This is a genomic window from Puniceibacterium sp. IMCC21224 (assembly GCF_001038505.1).
GTDB lineage: Bacteria > Pseudomonadota > Alphaproteobacteria > Rhodobacterales > Rhodobacteraceae > Puniceibacterium.
In genome coordinates this window covers 3,791,435-3,805,285 of record NZ_LDPY01000001.1, presented here as the reverse complement: position 1 = coordinate 3,805,285, position 13,851 = coordinate 3,791,435, and the positions used below count along the sequence as shown (strand labels likewise).

Sequence of the window (13,851 nt, the reverse complement as noted above, 5' to 3'; positions counted from 1 at the left end):
GGATCGAGAGGGGCATGCGCGGGGCTGTCATTTCTTTTTGCCGAAGCCGCTCAGGCCGGGGGGCAGGCCGCTGCCCATGCCGGGAAGGCCGCCCATCGCCTTGGCGGCGGCTTCGATGGCTTTGGGGTCCATTTGCGACGCGTCCATGCCTTCGGGCATCCCACCTTTGCCGAGCATGCCTTTCATCGCTTGCTTCAGCATGCCGCCTTTGCCCATTTTGCCCATCTTTTTCATCATGTCCGCCATTTGGCGGTGCATTTTGATCAGTTTGTTGAGGTCTGAGACGTCCATGCCGGCACCGGCTGCGATGCGTTTCTTGCGGCTGGCCTGGAGCAGCGCCGGGTTGGCGCGTTCCTTTTTTGTCATCGAGTTGATCAGGGCGATCTGTTGTTTCAGGATGCGGTCGTCGATGCCGGCGCCGTCCATCTGTTTGGCCATCTTGCCCATGCCGGGCATCATGGACATCATGCCCTCCATGCCGCCCATCTTCATCATCTGGTCCAGCTGCATCCGCAGGTCGTTCATGTTGAACTGACCTTTCTGGAAGCGGCGCATCATGCGTTCGGCTTGTTCAGCCTCGATTGTCTGTTGCGCCTTTTCGACCAGCGCGACGATGTCGCCCATGCCGAGGATGCGGCCCGCGATGCGTTCGGGTTCGAATGTTTCGAGCGCGTCCATCTTTTCGCCAAGACCGACGAATTTTATCGGCTTGCCGGTGACGGCGCGCATCGACAGCGCGGCGCCGCCGCGTCCGTCGCCGTCCATCCGGGTTAGCACCACACCTGTGATGCCGATCCGGTCGTCGAAATTCTGTGCTGTGTGTACGGCGTCCTGACCGGTCAGGCCGTCGACCACCAGCAGGGTTTCGCGCGGGTTTGCGACGTCGCGCACCGCCTTGACCTGTTGCATCAACTCTTCGTCGATCGACAGGCGACCGGCGGTATCCAGCATGTAGACGTCGTAACCACCCAGAGATGCCTGAGTCTTGGCGCGTTTGGCGATCTGGACTGGGTTTTCACCCTTGACGATGGGCAGGGTGTCGACGCCAATCTGGACGCCGAGGATTTGGAGCTGTTCCATCGCGGCGGGGCGGTTGACGTCGAGCGAGGCCATCAGGATCTTTTTGCCTTCACGCTCTTTCAGTCGTTTGGCGAGTTTGGCGGTGGTCGTGGTTTTGCCGCCGCCCTGCAGGCCGACCATCAGGATCGGGGCGGGGGCGCTGTCGATGCGCAGGGCACCGGGCTCGCCTTCGCCGCGCAGGACGTGGATCAGTTCGTCATGGACGATCTTGACGACTTGCTGTCCCGGGGTGACTGATTTTGTGACCGACTGGCCGGTGGCCTTGTCCTGCACTGCCTTGACGAAATCGCGCGCAACGGGCAGCGATACGTCTGCTTCTAGCAGGGCAACGCGCACCTCGCGCAGGGCGGTTTTGACGTCATCCTCGGACAGAGCGCCCTGTTTTGTTAGGCGATCAAAGACGCCGGAAAGGCGTTCGGATAGATTTTCAAACATGCCTTCGGCCTCCTAGCCGGTTAACAGGTGTTGACCCTGACGTAGGGGGCAACGGCGCAAACTACAAACCCGAAAGGCCAAAGCAGAGATGCCCCCGTGGGCGCAACGCGCTGACGGAGGGCGATCCCGGGCTATGCCCAAGGGACCGGAAGGCTAAAACTTCCGGGATATCGGCGCGCACTTACGCCTGCGCGGCCGCGGAGTCAAGCCTGTGGGCGAAGATGTCGGGGGCAAAGGAGGGTGCGTGGCGACAGAAAGATGCCTGCACAAGCCAACTGGCTGTCGGTTAGCGGTCTGTGCCGGGACAGTAACGCCCCGGCACAGGGGATGATCAGGCTGCCAGTGCTGCGATCTGTTCGTTTGCTGCCTTGTGTGACGCATCTGCATCAACCATCAGCCGGTCAGCAGCAACGATTGTGACGTCGGTGATACCGACAAACCCAAGAACTTGGCGGGCATAGGTTGTGGCGTGGTCATATGCCGACCCGACCTCGGTCCCGCCCGAGGCGACGGCGAGGATCGCACGCTTGCCTTCCAGCAGGCCAACGGGGCCTTGTTCGCTGTATTTGAATGTGACGCCGGCGCGGGCGATCATGTCGACCCAGGCCTTGAATCCGGCAGGGGTGCCGAAATTGTAGATCGGCAGGCCGATCACCAGGGTATCAGCGGCCTTAACCTCGGCGATCAGGGCGTCGGACAGGGCCAGCGTTTCGCGCTGGTCGTCCGTGCGGTCGTCGGCGGGGGTGAAGTTTGCGCCGATCCAAGTGGCATCAATCAGCGGCAAAGAATTGGCGAGATCACGGGTTGTGATCTTTTTAGGGGCCAGACGTTCGATGATCCGGGTGGTGAGGGCGCGGGAAACGGAATCGTCGTTTCGGACAGAAGAGTCGATGCGCAAAACGTGAGTGGTCATGGGCGGGATCCTTTCGGAAGTGGATTTCAGGGGGCGGATAGTGTCTCTGTCGCAGAATATACCCCTTGCAAATGCGCACTCAATCTACCCAAATACACAGTGCATGTGATTAGGCGCACAGAGGGCACAATGGACAACTGGGATGAAATCCGCACCGCGTTTCAGGTGGCGCGACTGGGTACGGTCAGCGGCGCGGCCGAGGTCCTGAGGGTACATCATGCCACAGTGATCCGCCATATAGATGCGTTGGAACAGCGGCTGGGCGTCAAGCTTTTCCAACGCCATGCGCGTGGCTACACCGCGACCGAGGCCGGACTGGATCTGTCGCGTGTCGGCCAGACCACGGACGATCAGTTTCACCAGCTTGCCGGACGGATCAAAGGCCGGGGTTCAGACGTGTCGGGAGAGTTGCTGGTCACGTCGCTGATCAATTTTTCGCCGCTGCTGGTGTCGGCGTTGGTGTCGTTTCAGGAGCAATACCCAGATGTCGTGGTGCGTTACCTGACGGACGAGCGTGTCTTTCGGTTGGAGTATGGCGAGGCGCATGTGGCTCTGCGGGCCGGTGCTGCTCCGGCAGAGCCGGACAATGTCGTGCAGGACTTTGGCCGGGCCGAGATGGGGTTATATGCAACCCAGAGCTATGTGGAGCGCAACGGATTGGCGCGCGAGGAGGACGGATTTGCCGGGCACCGGTTCGCCGGACTCGATGATCATGACAGCCGCGCACCGTTCCAGCGCTGGCTCAACGCAACGGTCCCGGCCGAGCAGGTGGTGTTTCGCAGCACCGATCACCGGACGCTGGAGCGCGCGGTGCTTGAGGGCGCGGTCATGGGGTTCTTTGGCACCCATGAGGCCGCGCTGCATCCTCAGCTGGTACCGATCCTCGCACCGCGCGATGAGTGGTCTGTGCCGCTGTGGCTGGTAACGCATGTGGATCTGCACCGGACCGCCAAAGTTCAGGCGTTTCTGAGCCATATCAAGAGTTATGCGGCTGGATGTACCCGGCAGTGACCGAAGCGGTCAAAGGCCATCTGGCGATGCTGTGCTTTTCGGCGCTTGTGGCGGGCTCATTCTCGCTTGGTTCTATGGCGGCGCCTTTTATTGCACCCGAGGCGCTGAATGCCGTGCGTTTTGTCATTGCCGGTACGGGAATGGGGCTGGCGGCGTGGCTTACCGGATCTGTGACGCGCAAGGCGCTTGAGGCACCGTGGCGCTATGTCCTGCTGGCCGCACTTTTTGTGTTTTACTTTGTCGCGATGTTCGAGGGCCTGAAAACCGCCGCGCCGGTCAGCATGGCAGCGGTGTTCACCCTGAACCCGATCCTCGCTGGGATTTTTGGCTGGCTGCTGATGCGGCAGATCACGACGCCACGCATGGCCGTAGCGCTGGCGATCGGCGGCGTGGGTGCCCTGTGGGTGATCTTTCGCGCTGACTGGTCCGCCCTGCGCGCATTCGAGATCGGGCGCGGCGAAGCAGTGTATTTCTGGGGCTGCATCGCACATGCGCTCTATGCGCCGCTGCTGCGAAAGTTCAACCGGGGCGAGGGCGCTTTGATGTTCAACGCCGGAGTGCTGGTGTCCGGGGCAGGGCTACTGTTGATTTATGGTGGACCCGCGCTGTTGCAGACCGATTGGATGGCACTGCCGGGGATCGTCTGGCTGACGATTTTGTACACCGCTTGTGTTGCGACGGCGCTGACCTTTACCTTGCTGCGCTATGGATCGCTACGGCTGCCTGCGGCCAAGGTGATGGCATATACCTATCTCACGCCAAGCTGGGTATTGATCTGGGAAATAGCGCTGGGCCACGGCGTACCAGATGGGCTGGTGTTGATCGGTGTGACAATGACTGTGCTGGCCTTGGTACTGCTGCTCAAGGATGAAGAGCGGGTGTAACTGCGCGGCACGGCAATGGGTTAGGCGACATCGGGGTCGGGCAATTCCTGTTGCAGGAACCTTTCGAACGCCTCCAGATGCACCGGCTCGAACTGACCGAAACCCTGCATCCATACCGAAGCCGACCGCAGAGCGTCGGGTTCAAGCTTGCACCAGTTCAGTCGCCCGCGCCGCTCGCGTGAAATCAACCCGGTGGCAGCAAGGATTGCAAGATGTTTTGAAATTGCGGCCAGTGACATTTCAAACGGTTCCGCCACGTCGGTCACGGCCATGTCATCTTCGAGCAGCATTGCCAGGATGCGCCGCCGTGTCGGGTCGGCGAGGGCGGCAAAAACGGTGTCCAGATCGGTGCTCATGTCACTCTTAAGCGGCCTAAGTTCCTCGCCGTCAAGCGCGCGTCGTACCTCAAATGATTCTGCGCTGCGGAAACGTTGCGGCGCGTTAGCACTGCTCTCGCCCGAATTTTGGTCACCAGCATATTATTTCCGCACAAAAAGCCCCATCCACCCCCCGGATCGCTGTAAAAACTGGCGGAATCACGCCGGATAGACTGCATTTGCGATGGATTTCAGGTGTCATTGCGTCTAAAGAATCGTACATGAGATGAGTGGCTCGCGCCAGGCGGGTCAGATTCATGCAGAAGGGGTAGTGAAGATGAACCGTTTCACAACAATATTGATGTCGGCAGCCGTTGCAGCCGGGATGGCCGCACCGGCCATGGCGCAAGAAGTTAACCGGGAATGCGGTCTAATCGTATTCTTTAACCTGAATCAGTTCCAGCTTAGTGCGGAAACTCAGGCTCAGATCGCAGCGTTGGGTCAGAAATACCCGGACGCGACTTACAATCTTGTCGGGTATACCGACTCGCTCGGCAGCTCGGAATACAACCTTGCCCTGTCGCAGCGCCGTGCGCAGAGCGTTGCAGACGCATTGTCTGGCTTGACGATCGCATCGGCCACTGGCGCAGGTGAATCGACCCGTCCGGGCACAACTGGTCCGGCAGATGCTGCAAACCGTCGCGTCGAAGTCGTGCGTGACGCATGTGCCAGCCTCTATTCGGTGCCGCCGCTTGCAGGCGGCGGTCTGGCCGCAGCAGCAGCTGTTGGTGCGCTGGGCCTTGCCGCAGCGCTTGGCGGTGACGGTAGCGGTGGTGGCACCACCACGACCGGGACATCCACCGGTAACTGATCGGGCTTTCGGGCCACTCAAGCTGGAGGCATGACAGTAGTCATCACCTTTCGGAAGCGGCCTAGGTAAAATATGAAAGGCGCGTCAATTTAGGCGCGCCTTTTTGATGGGCGGCTGCTGTGAGTGGCTGGTGCGATGCTCAACCGTTGGGTTGAATATGCTCTGTAGTGTCTGTCGCCAGTTCTGACCGCGCTTCGCCTGGAATTATTGTTTTATTACAGTCTTCTATGGGATCGTATGGGCGACTTGACTCAGGCGCGCCTGCCGCGTAGCACAACGCCAAGGTCCGAAAGGGGCGATGAGAATGAGTGATCCCGATCCAACGCGGCGACTGGCCGATCTGGACGCGCGGATTGCAGCCGCCAAGGCTGCGACGGCTCAAACTCCGCATCAGGAGGAGCATTATTCACAGGCAAATCTAGCCTGGCGGATGGTGATAGAATTGGTGGCCGGTCTTGGGATCGGCTTTGGCATCGGATACGGGCTCGATACTCTTTTGGGGACGTTGCCTTGGTTGATGGTGCTGTTCACAATGTTGGGTCTGGCGGCCGGGGTCAAAACGATGATCCGCAGCGCCCAAGAGATCCAGAAGACGAAACTGGTCGAAACGGCCGGACAGGATGAGGGAAACCGCAATGGCGACTGAAGCGCAAGGTGTAGAGCACGCAGCCGAAAGCGGCGGACTGGTATTCCACCCGATGGACCAGTTCATCGTCAAGCCGTTGTTCGGCGACGGTGTGGTCGGAATGTTCACTGTCACCAATGCTACGCTGTGGCTGGCACTGACCGTTCTGGCGGTTATCGCCCTGATGGTGATGGGATCGTCCAAGCGGTCAATCGTGCCGACGCGCACCCAATCAATCGGCGAGCTGGCGTATGGCTTTGTCTACAAGATGGTCGAGGATGTCGCGGGCAAGGATGGCCTGAAATATTTCCCCTATATCATGACATTGTTCATGTTCATTGTCTTCGCCAACTTCCTTGCGCTGCTGCCTATGTCCTTTTCGACGACATCGCACTTTGCCGTGACGGTTGTGCTGGCGCTGGCCGTTTTCCTGACTGTCACCGTGCTTGGCTTTATCAAGAATGGCACCGCCTTCCTGGGTCTGTTTTGGGTGTCGAGCGCGCCGCTGGCGCTGCGCCCGGTCCTGGCGATCATCGAACTGATCTCGTATTTTGTACGTCCGGTCAGCCACTCCATTCGTCTCGCTGGCAACATCATGGCCGGCCACGCGGTGATCAAGGTGTTCGCGGGCTTTGCCGCGATCGCGGCCATCTCGCCGCTGTCGATTGTGGCGATCTCGGCGATGTACGGGCTCGAAGTTCTGGTGGCCTTTATCCAGGCCTACGTATTCACGATCCTAACGTGCGTGTATCTCAAGGATGCGCTGCACCCAAGCCATTGATGGTGGGGTGGTTCGCCACCCTGCCCACCGCAACAACCCTATACTCAAACTTCCAATCGTAAGGAGATATCTCATGGAAGGCGAACTCGCACATATCGGCGCAGGTCTGGCAGCAATCGGTTCCGGCGCAGCCGCAATCGGTGTGGGCAACGTAGCAGGCAACTTCCTTGCCGGCGCGCTGCGCAACCCCTCGGCCGCTCCCGGCCAGACAGCCACGCTGTTCATCGGCATCGCGTTTGCAGAAGCGCTGGGGATCTTCTCGTTCCTCGTCGCCCTTCTGCTGATGTTCGCCGTCTAAGACGCGGAAACGCATCCTTACGCTCGGGCGGCTTCGCAGAGATGCAGGCCGCCCGTTGTAGAGACAGCTTCCGACAGAGGACGACATCATGGCAACCGAAGACACACACAGCGCCGCCGGTGACGGATTGGCCGACGCGATGGGCGTTCAGACTCATGACGCTGCATCTGCGCCCGGCATGCCGCAGCTGAATTTCGACCACTGGGGCAACCAGATCTTCTGGCTGGTCCTCGCGCTATTGGCCATCTACTTTGTCCTCTCGCGCATTGCGCTGCCGCGCATTGCGGCCGTTCTGGCCGAGCGTCAGGGCACCATTACCAACGATATTGCCAAGGCCGAAGACCTCAGGCGTCAGGCGACCGAGGCGGAACAGGCCTACGAAAAGGCGCTGTCCGACGCGCGTATCGAAGCGCAGGCCATCGCGCTCAAAACGCGCGATTCGATCAAGGCAGCCGCCGCGGTCGAACTGGCCAAAGCGGATGGAAAGATCGCCGAAAAGACCGCCGAAGCCGACAAGGCGATTGCCGAGATCCGAGCCTCTGCAATGGAAAACGTCGAAGTGGTGGCCAAAGACACTGCGGAGGCGCTGGTCGCCGCCATGGGCAGCAATGCAGACACCGCGACCGTTGCTGATGCCGTCGCCAATCGGATGAAGGGATAACGCCATGCGTAAACTTTTGACCGGCCTTACCCTGTCGCTGCTGGCCACTCCGGCCTTTGCTGCCGGTGACGCATTCTTTTCGTTGCACAATACCAACTTTATTGTGCTGCTGGCATTTCTGTTGTTCATCGCCGTCCTGATTTACTACAAGGTGCCCGGGTTGATGGGCGGCATGCTGGACAAGCGTGCCGACGGTATCCGCAGCGAGCTGGACGAAGCCCGCGCCCTGCGCGAAGAGGCGCAGTCGCTTCTGGCCTCGTACGAGCGCAAACAGCGTGAAGTCCAGGATCAGGCGGATCGCATCGTGGCCCATGCCCGTGTCGAGGCTGAAGAGGCCGCCGTTCAGGCCAAAGCCGATGTCGAGCAAACTCTGACACGCCGTCTCGCGGCTGCCGAAGATCAGATCGCCTCGGCTCAGGCTGCGGCTGTCAAAGATGTCCGCGATCGTGCCATCACTGTGGCCGTGGCTGCCGCCAAGGACGTGGTCGCCAAGCAGATGAGCACAAAAGACGCATCCAAGCTGATCGACGACGCGATTGCCGAAGTGGGCGCCAAGCTGCACTGACGCGCGGTTTCGTTGGAATAGAAAAGGCCCGGCAGCGATGACGGGCCTTTTGCCTTCTAGATCTGTTGGTGGGTGCCGGGCGATCCGCGCCGAAGATTAGTGCGGATCGCTGTCGGTGGTCCGATCCCCAAAAATGGCCGAGCCTACGCGGACATGAGTCGCACCAAAGCTCACGGCTTCTTCGAAATCGGCGCTCATTCCCATTGAGAGACCAGCCAACCCGTTGCGTTCCGCCAGCTTGGCCAGCAGCGCAAAATGTAGCGATGGTGTTTCCTCGGCAGGGGGGATGCACATCAACCCGGCCAGCGGCAGGTCAAGCACGCGACATTGCGCGACAAAGGCATCGGTGTCGGCGGGGGCAACGCCTGCTTTCTGAGACTCTTCGCCGGTGTTGACCTGGACAAACAGATCGGGGCAGGTGCCCAACTCTTGCGCCAGACGGGCCAGGGCACTCGCCAGTTTGGGCCGGTCGAGCGTATGGATCGCGGAAAACAACGTCATCGCCTGTCGCGCCTTATTGCTTTGCAGAGGGCCAATCAGATGAACCTTGGCGTCTGGATATATGTTCTGAAATTCCGGCCATTTGCCCGCAGCCTCCTGAACCCGGTTTTCGCCGAACAGCCGCTGGCCCTGTTCCAGCACCGCTAGGACGCGGCTGTCAGGCTGGACCTTGGATACGGCAATCAGGTGCACCGAACCAGGATCGCGGCCGCTCGCGGCCTCGGCTTTGGCCAGACGGTCACGAATCTCGCTCAGTCCCATGGTGTATCTCCCCAGGCGTCAAAAAATGGCGCCAGTTCGGTTTCATATTTTCGCCATGCCTGTGACGAGCCGCGATAGATCGGCTGGCGGACCTGACTGACGCTAAGTGTGCGAACGGTGCCGCCGGCGTTGTGAAAGTCAAGGCAGGCGTCTTCCCAGTCCAGTCCGGCAGCAGCGACCAGCGCACGTGATTGCGCCTCCGGCTCAGCTGTCAGCGCCTCGTAATGCACTTCATGCAGGACGCCGGGAAGCTGGGTTTTCCAATGGGCCACGCTATCGCGAAAGCGTTTGATAACCTCGGCGATGTCCGCAAGATTGCTCGAATAGCGATGCGTCCCGGTGTTGAAGTGGTTCTTGTAGATCGACAGCGCAATATCGCGCGGGTCGCGGTGAACCACGATGATCCGGGCTCCCGGAAGCGTCGCGTTCAGCAGCCCGTAGATCAGGTGGTTCTGGATGGATTTATCAGTAAAGACCGGGGTTGCCTCACCCAGATCGCGGCCGACCAGCTTTACATAGCTCTCGGCAAAGTGGCGCAGGCGCTCTCGCGGCTCTGTGTTAAGCGGGCGCATCGCCTCGCCTGCACCGAACATGCGGTAAGAGAGCTTGAGCGCGAGGGCGAGTTCCTCACCCGCCGTGACCTGGGAATGCGCGGCGAGGATACGTTCAACCAGCGTTGTACCGGAGCGCGGCATACCTGTGACAAAAACCGGACGCATGGGTAGGTCAGCCCCCACAGGAGCGGTTGGAAGAGCGTTTTGTGCGGCCCGAACCTTTGCGAATTCGCGCGCCTGCGCGCTGCGGTCAAAGGGCGCGTCCTTGCGTTGCAGGTCGTTGGCACGGCGCAGATACGCGAAGACTCGGGCGGTTTGCCCAGTATCCTCCATCACCTTGGCTAGCGCAAAGCCAAGGTTCATGCGACGTCGGTCATCGAGCTCCCGAACCGCCCAGAGCTTCTCCATCGCGCGAACAATCGGGTCGCCAAGAGCCAGCTTTTTGGTGCCAAGGAAAATCCGGTAAAGTTCTGTTTCACGCGGGTGCTGTTTGATCAGCTTGCGGAATAGTGTTTCGGCCTCGTCAAAGCGGCCAAGAAGCTGGAGATAATGCGCCTTGTCTGCCCGCGGTTTGGTCGCGCTGCGATCTGCGTCGATAAGTCTGTCATATGCGGCAAGTGCCTTGTCCGGCAAATCGAAATGGCGATACCGATCAATTGCCGCGGCAAGCAGCGTCGTGTTCGTCGGAGCGAGGGCCAGCGCCTTGCCAAGCAGGGTGAGGCAGGCAGCGCGATCACCCTCTTCAAACGCGATTTGCGAAAGCTGATACGGATAGTCGCCGCGATGCGGTTCGGCCAGAGCCAATTGTTTCAAGGCGTTGCGCGCTTGTGGCCAGTTTGCCCGGGCGATTGCGGCTTGGGCCTGACGTTGCAGGCCAGCTTTCTGCGGGGTGGATAGCGGCAGCATGGAAAGCAGTCTCCTGAAAAAAGAAAAGAGCGGACCGAAGCCCGCTCTTCCCTTAAATCTATCTCAGATGAGATTAGAAGGACATAGCCACACCGAGCGACCAGCGGTTGTCTTCGGTGCTGTTGAAGTACTCGTCGTGGCTGTAGCCAAGCTGAGCAACCATGCCGCCGCCGAGATCGTAGTTGACTGCCAGGCCGTAGCCGGATTCCTCTACGCCGTTGTCATCCTCGAAACGACCCCAGTTCAGGCCGACTGCCAGAGCATTCATCGAGTAACCTACACCCAGACCAACGTGGTCAAAGTCGGTGCCGCCATCGATTTCGTACTTGGTGTAAGTCACACCAGCCGAGAAACCGTTGGAGAAGCCAGCGACAACGCCAACACCGGTTTCAGAAGCGAAGTCTTCCAGCGACTGGTAACCCAGACCGGCGGTAACAGTTACGCCGCTGAACTCACCCGAGTAACCCACACCGAGACCCATGATGGTTTCGCCAGCGCCGGCAACTTTTGCGCCGTCGGCAACCTGCTCGAGCGACAGAGCGAAGGTGAAGGCACTGTAAGCATAGTCAAAGCGAGCGATTTGGCCATCGGAGCCCAGAACGCCACCGTCGAGGAATGCGCCGGCGTTGAAGCCAACGTGAGTGGTTTCGTCATCGGCGATCGAACCAGCACCGGCAAGGTTCATTTCCGGAACGATGCGATCGTATGCGCCGTCGGTGTCACCCATGGTCAGGGTTGCGCCGCCGAAGGACACGAACATGTTCTCGCCGCCCTGCTCAAAGGGACGCTCAAAACGACCGACGTTGTTACGGTCAGCAGCTTCGTCCAGATCGATGGTCGCACCGAAGGACAAACCGTTGTCGGTTTCGCCTGTCATGCGGAAAGTTACGTCGATCGTGGTGAAGAACTGAGTGTCCGAGAATTCGGTGCTCGGGTTGTAGATACCCATTTCAGCAAAGCCGGACACTGCAACGCCCAGGTCTTGTGCCGATGCGATACCGGCGGATGCAACCAGCGCGGTGGTAGCAAAAAGAATCTTTTTCATTGTTTCCCTCATGTGTTCGTAAGGCACGTACCAATCCGGATACCCGGCCTTGATACAAGCTCTATGCTCTTCGTGGTGTGGTCATTGCAAGCAATCCAAAAAGCCGCTGTCCAACAAGTGCTTCAGTGGTGCGCATTTGCCACAAGCCTTTGACCGGTATGGGGATGCCTCATGGTGGCCATGCGATGGACAAGAACTTCGGCTTGTCGCAGGGTAGCAGGGCAGGTATGGAATTGTCAGATTTAAAAGACCGGCAGGAGTGGAATATCATGGACAGTTTGCGGATCAGATCGCTCGGTATAGTGCCGGTTGTCCTGTTGGTGCTAAGCAGCTGCGCGCAGGGGCCGGACCTAACACCAGTTGAGACGCGGCCCGCGTCCGAGATTGCGGACGATATCGTCTATGGCGACAAGGGCCGCCCGAAATCGACATTTCTTGACCTGTTCCGCGAGCGCCCTGATTTCGGCCAGATTGGGTCGGTAAACAAATATCTGTGGAACGCATCGCTTGAAGTGCTGAATTTCCTGCCGGTGCAGTCGGTCGATCCCTTTACCGGGGTGATCACCACCGGATTCGGCACGCCGCCGGGGGGCGGCAGGTCTTACCGTGCGACGATTCTGGTGTCGGACCCGGCGCTTGACGCACGGTCGCTGAATATCTCGATTCAGACCCAGTCCGGTCCGGCGGACGCCGCCACGGTCCGTGCGGTCGAGGATGCGATCCTGACGCGAGCGCGCCAGTTGCGCGAAGCAGATTCGCGGTTCTGAAACAGATTGCCTGAATGGATGCGTCGCGCAATCGGCGCTAATCGCAAGGCGGGCGCGGTATAGTTCCGGCCAGTGCGTCCACCCAGGCAATATGTTGCGGCAGGCAGACTGACTTTAGATCATAGCGTTCCCGAACAAAGGCGCGGGCGGCCTTACCCATCCGCACCCGCGCCGGAGCATCGTCCAGCAGGGCACAAAGCCGGTCTGTCAGGGCCGCGTGGTCAAAGAAATCCGTGAGCCAGCCGTTTTCATCTTCGTTCACCACTTCACGCACCGGGGCGGTATCACTGGCAAGGATCGCGCATTCGGCGCTCATCGCTTCGAGCAGGGACCACGACAGCACAAACGGGTAGGTCAAGTAAACATGTACCCGGCTGACCTGCATCATTGATAGGAACTGTGCGTAGGGCACGCGCCCCAGGAAATGCACGCGTGCCCAGTCGGCGTCGGAAATCTGGCCCCGCACCTCGTCGATGTAGATTTGCTTCCAGGTCTGGCCCTTGGGGGCCTTGGCGCCATAGCTGACCTCATCGCCACCCAGCAGCACGACTTGGGCATTGGGGCGCCGCTTTAGGATCTCTGGCAGGGCGCGCATAAAGATGTGGTAGCCGCGATAGGGTTCGAGGTTGCGGTTGATAAACGTCACAACCTCATCATTGCGCGTCAGGACTCGGCCGTCGGTGACGGTCAGCTGGGAATCCGGGTTAGGCGCGACAAGATCTGTGTCGACGCCGTCATGCGCCACGGTGATCCGGTCTTGAAATTTATTCGGAAAGGTCGACGCCTGAAACCGGGTTGGACTGATTCCGGCATCCATGACCTCTTCGTGCAAGCGGTTGTTGAGGTTCTTAAGTCGCAGCCGCAACGCGTCGAGTTCGGGGGCCTTGGTCGGAAATTCCGGGTCAAAGTTCATGAATGGCGGCGTCGAGAGATGATAGAGTTCACAATACAGACCCAGACGCGCCTCGGGCCAGACATCCTTGAGAAACAGGCTCTCGCCCCAGCCATGATGGGCGAGGATGACATCGGGCATGAACCCTTTGGCACGCAGGGCCAGCGCGGCCTGATAGCAGCTTGATCCGCGCAGCAGCTTGGTCTCGAAATCCTGAAGCCAGGGATGGATGCCAGGGGTGCTGCGGCCTGAAATCTTGTAGGGTACGATCGCGACGCCGTTCCAGCGCGAGGGCTTGTCAACTTTTGGGGTCAGCGCCACCACCTGATGGCCCAACGCAACCAGCGCCGGGGCCAAATGTTTGTACTGGCCGGGAAAATTTTGGTGAATGCAAAGGATTTTCATCGCCGGGGGCCCTTTTTGCCGGGTGCCAACAGGTTGTGGCACAGCATGCGTCCGGGGCCAAGCGGGGGACAGCAGATTG

At 59.8% G+C, this 13,851-nt stretch carries 16 protein-coding genes; 9 read left to right on the top strand and 7 right to left on the bottom strand.

The genetic code is table 11. From position 1 onward, the window contains the following. Nucleotides 1-27 precede the first annotated feature (27 nt). Both ffh and IMCC21224_RS17730 read right to left on the bottom strand, forming a co-directional pair. Complete coding sequence (ffh, locus tag IMCC21224_RS17735) at nt 28-1,515, bottom strand: signal recognition particle protein (protein ID WP_047996473.1); 1,488 nt, start codon at nt 1,513-1,515, stop codon at nt 28-30. 331 nt (nt 1,516-1,846) lie between these two features. Beyond that, the gene (locus IMCC21224_RS17730; protein ID WP_047996472.1) at nt 1,847-2,428 is read right to left on the bottom strand and encodes an FMN-dependent NADH-azoreductase; all 582 of its coding nucleotides are present in this window, start codon (nt 2,426-2,428) and stop codon (nt 1,847-1,849) included. A 129-nt stretch (nt 2,429-2,557) separates the two neighbouring features. Here IMCC21224_RS17730 and IMCC21224_RS17725 point away from each other — a divergent pair, with 129 nt between their 5' ends. Further along, on the top strand, nt 2,558-3,439 hold the full coding sequence (locus IMCC21224_RS17725) for a LysR family transcriptional regulator (RefSeq protein ID WP_047996471.1): 882 nt from the start codon (nt 2,558-2,560) through the stop codon (nt 3,437-3,439). Then, the gene (locus tag IMCC21224_RS17720) at nt 3,424-4,323 is read left to right on the top strand and encodes a DMT family transporter (protein ID WP_047996470.1); all 900 of its coding nucleotides are present in this window, start codon (nt 3,424-3,426) and stop codon (nt 4,321-4,323) included. The genes IMCC21224_RS17725 and IMCC21224_RS17720 overlap by 16 nt, the downstream gene beginning before the upstream one ends. Nucleotides 4,324-4,343: 20 nt before the next feature. On the opposite strand, the gene IMCC21224_RS17715 is transcribed toward IMCC21224_RS17720, so the two are convergent. Beyond that, nucleotides 4,344-4,679: a metalloregulator ArsR/SmtB family transcription factor gene (locus tag IMCC21224_RS17715; protein ID WP_047996469.1), complete on the bottom strand. Its 336-nt coding sequence runs from the start codon at nt 4,677-4,679 to the stop codon at nt 4,344-4,346. 298 nt (nt 4,680-4,977) lie between these two features. Here IMCC21224_RS17715 and IMCC21224_RS26650 point away from each other — a divergent pair, with 298 nt between their 5' ends. The 6 genes from IMCC21224_RS26650 (at nt 4,978) to IMCC21224_RS17685 (ending at nt 8,441) form a co-directional block, all read left to right on the top strand. Next, entirely contained in the window at nt 4,978-5,511 is a 534-nt protein-coding gene (locus IMCC21224_RS26650; protein ID WP_304413793.1) for an OmpA family protein, read from the top strand. Between the two features lie 304 nt (nt 5,512-5,815). Beyond that, nucleotides 5,816-6,157, top strand: coding sequence for an AtpZ/AtpI family protein (locus IMCC21224_RS17705; protein WP_047996468.1), 342 nt, complete (start codon nt 5,816-5,818; stop codon nt 6,155-6,157). Then, on the top strand, nt 6,147-6,917 hold the full coding sequence (locus IMCC21224_RS17700) for a F0F1 ATP synthase subunit A (RefSeq protein WP_047996467.1): 771 nt from the start codon (nt 6,147-6,149) through the stop codon (nt 6,915-6,917). The genes IMCC21224_RS17705 and IMCC21224_RS17700 overlap by 11 nt, the downstream gene beginning before the upstream one ends. Nucleotides 6,918-6,990: 73 nt before the next feature. Continuing rightward, complete coding sequence (locus IMCC21224_RS17695; protein ID WP_047996466.1) at nt 6,991-7,215, top strand: F0F1 ATP synthase subunit C; 225 nt, start codon at nt 6,991-6,993, stop codon at nt 7,213-7,215. An 88-nt stretch (nt 7,216-7,303) separates the two neighbouring features. Further along, complete coding sequence (locus IMCC21224_RS17690; RefSeq protein WP_082135261.1) at nt 7,304-7,876, top strand: F0F1 ATP synthase subunit B'; 573 nt, start codon at nt 7,304-7,306, stop codon at nt 7,874-7,876. A 4-nt stretch (nt 7,877-7,880) separates the two neighbouring features. Next, the gene (locus IMCC21224_RS17685; protein ID WP_047996465.1) at nt 7,881-8,441 is read left to right on the top strand and encodes a F0F1 ATP synthase subunit B; all 561 of its coding nucleotides are present in this window, start codon (nt 7,881-7,883) and stop codon (nt 8,439-8,441) included. Nucleotides 8,442-8,537: 96 nt separating this feature from the next. Here the strand turns inward: IMCC21224_RS17685 and IMCC21224_RS17680 are convergent, their stop codons facing one another. From IMCC21224_RS17680 to IMCC21224_RS17670, 3 genes are all read right to left on the bottom strand, one after another. Next, the gene (locus IMCC21224_RS17680; RefSeq protein ID WP_047996464.1) at nt 8,538-9,203 is read right to left on the bottom strand and encodes a YggS family pyridoxal phosphate-dependent enzyme; all 666 of its coding nucleotides are present in this window, start codon (nt 9,201-9,203) and stop codon (nt 8,538-8,540) included. Beyond that, on the bottom strand, nt 9,194-10,663 hold the full coding sequence (locus IMCC21224_RS17675; protein ID WP_047996463.1) for a sulfotransferase: 1,470 nt from the start codon (nt 10,661-10,663) through the stop codon (nt 9,194-9,196). The genes IMCC21224_RS17680 and IMCC21224_RS17675 overlap by 10 nt, the downstream gene beginning before the upstream one ends. A 73-nt stretch (nt 10,664-10,736) precedes the next feature. Next, the gene (locus tag IMCC21224_RS17670) at nt 10,737-11,708 is read right to left on the bottom strand and encodes a porin (RefSeq protein WP_047996462.1); all 972 of its coding nucleotides are present in this window, start codon (nt 11,706-11,708) and stop codon (nt 10,737-10,739) included. Between the two features lie 269 nt (nt 11,709-11,977). Between IMCC21224_RS17670 and IMCC21224_RS17665 the strand changes: the two genes are divergently transcribed. Next, on the top strand, nt 11,978-12,475 hold the full coding sequence (locus tag IMCC21224_RS17665; RefSeq protein WP_047996461.1) for a DUF3576 domain-containing protein: 498 nt from the start codon (nt 11,978-11,980) through the stop codon (nt 12,473-12,475). A gap of 37 nt (nt 12,476-12,512) precedes the next feature. Here the strand turns inward: IMCC21224_RS17665 and IMCC21224_RS17660 are convergent, their stop codons facing one another. Beyond that, nucleotides 12,513-13,772: a glycosyltransferase gene (locus IMCC21224_RS17660; RefSeq protein ID WP_047996460.1), complete on the bottom strand. Its 1,260-nt coding sequence runs from the start codon at nt 13,770-13,772 to the stop codon at nt 12,513-12,515. Nucleotides 13,773-13,851: the final 79 nt, after the last annotated feature.

Excerpts from the sequence above, each read along its gene's own strand:
- IMCC21224_RS17700 (WP_047996467.1), top strand. The coding sequence starts at position 6,147 with ATGGCGACTGAAGCGCAAGGTGTAGAGCACGCAGCCGAAAGCGGCGGA.
- IMCC21224_RS26650 (WP_304413793.1), top strand. The coding sequence starts at position 4,978 with ATGAACCGTTTCACAACAATATTGATGTCGGCAGCCGTTGCAGCCGGG.
- ffh (WP_047996473.1), bottom strand. The coding sequence starts at position 1,515 with ATGTTTGAAAATCTATCCGAACGCCTTTCCGGCGTCTTTGATCGCCTA.
- IMCC21224_RS17660 (WP_047996460.1), bottom strand. The coding sequence starts at position 13,772 with ATGAAAATCCTTTGCATTCACCAAAATTTTCCCGGCCAGTACAAACAT.
- IMCC21224_RS17670 (WP_047996462.1), bottom strand. The coding sequence starts at position 11,708 with ATGAAAAAGATTCTTTTTGCTACCACCGCGCTGGTTGCATCCGCCGGT.
- IMCC21224_RS17665 (WP_047996461.1), top strand. The coding sequence starts at position 11,978 with ATGGACAGTTTGCGGATCAGATCGCTCGGTATAGTGCCGGTTGTCCTG.
- IMCC21224_RS17725 (WP_047996471.1), top strand. The coding sequence starts at position 2,558 with ATGGACAACTGGGATGAAATCCGCACCGCGTTTCAGGTGGCGCGACTG.
- IMCC21224_RS17690 (WP_082135261.1), top strand. The coding sequence starts at position 7,304 with ATGGCAACCGAAGACACACACAGCGCCGCCGGTGACGGATTGGCCGAC.
- IMCC21224_RS17715 (WP_047996469.1), bottom strand. The coding sequence starts at position 4,679 with ATGAGCACCGATCTGGACACCGTTTTTGCCGCCCTCGCCGACCCGACA.
- IMCC21224_RS17675 (WP_047996463.1), bottom strand. The coding sequence starts at position 10,663 with ATGCTGCCGCTATCCACCCCGCAGAAAGCTGGCCTGCAACGTCAGGCC.
- IMCC21224_RS17705 (WP_047996468.1), top strand. The coding sequence starts at position 5,816 with ATGAGTGATCCCGATCCAACGCGGCGACTGGCCGATCTGGACGCGCGG.
- IMCC21224_RS17685 (WP_047996465.1), top strand. The coding sequence starts at position 7,881 with ATGCGTAAACTTTTGACCGGCCTTACCCTGTCGCTGCTGGCCACTCCG.
- IMCC21224_RS17680 (WP_047996464.1), bottom strand. The coding sequence starts at position 9,203 with ATGGGACTGAGCGAGATTCGTGACCGTCTGGCCAAAGCCGAGGCCGCG.
- IMCC21224_RS17695 (WP_047996466.1), top strand. The coding sequence starts at position 6,991 with ATGGAAGGCGAACTCGCACATATCGGCGCAGGTCTGGCAGCAATCGGT.
- IMCC21224_RS17730 (WP_047996472.1), bottom strand. The coding sequence starts at position 2,428 with ATGACCACTCACGTTTTGCGCATCGACTCTTCTGTCCGAAACGACGAT.
- IMCC21224_RS17720 (WP_047996470.1), top strand. The coding sequence starts at position 3,424 with ATGTACCCGGCAGTGACCGAAGCGGTCAAAGGCCATCTGGCGATGCTG.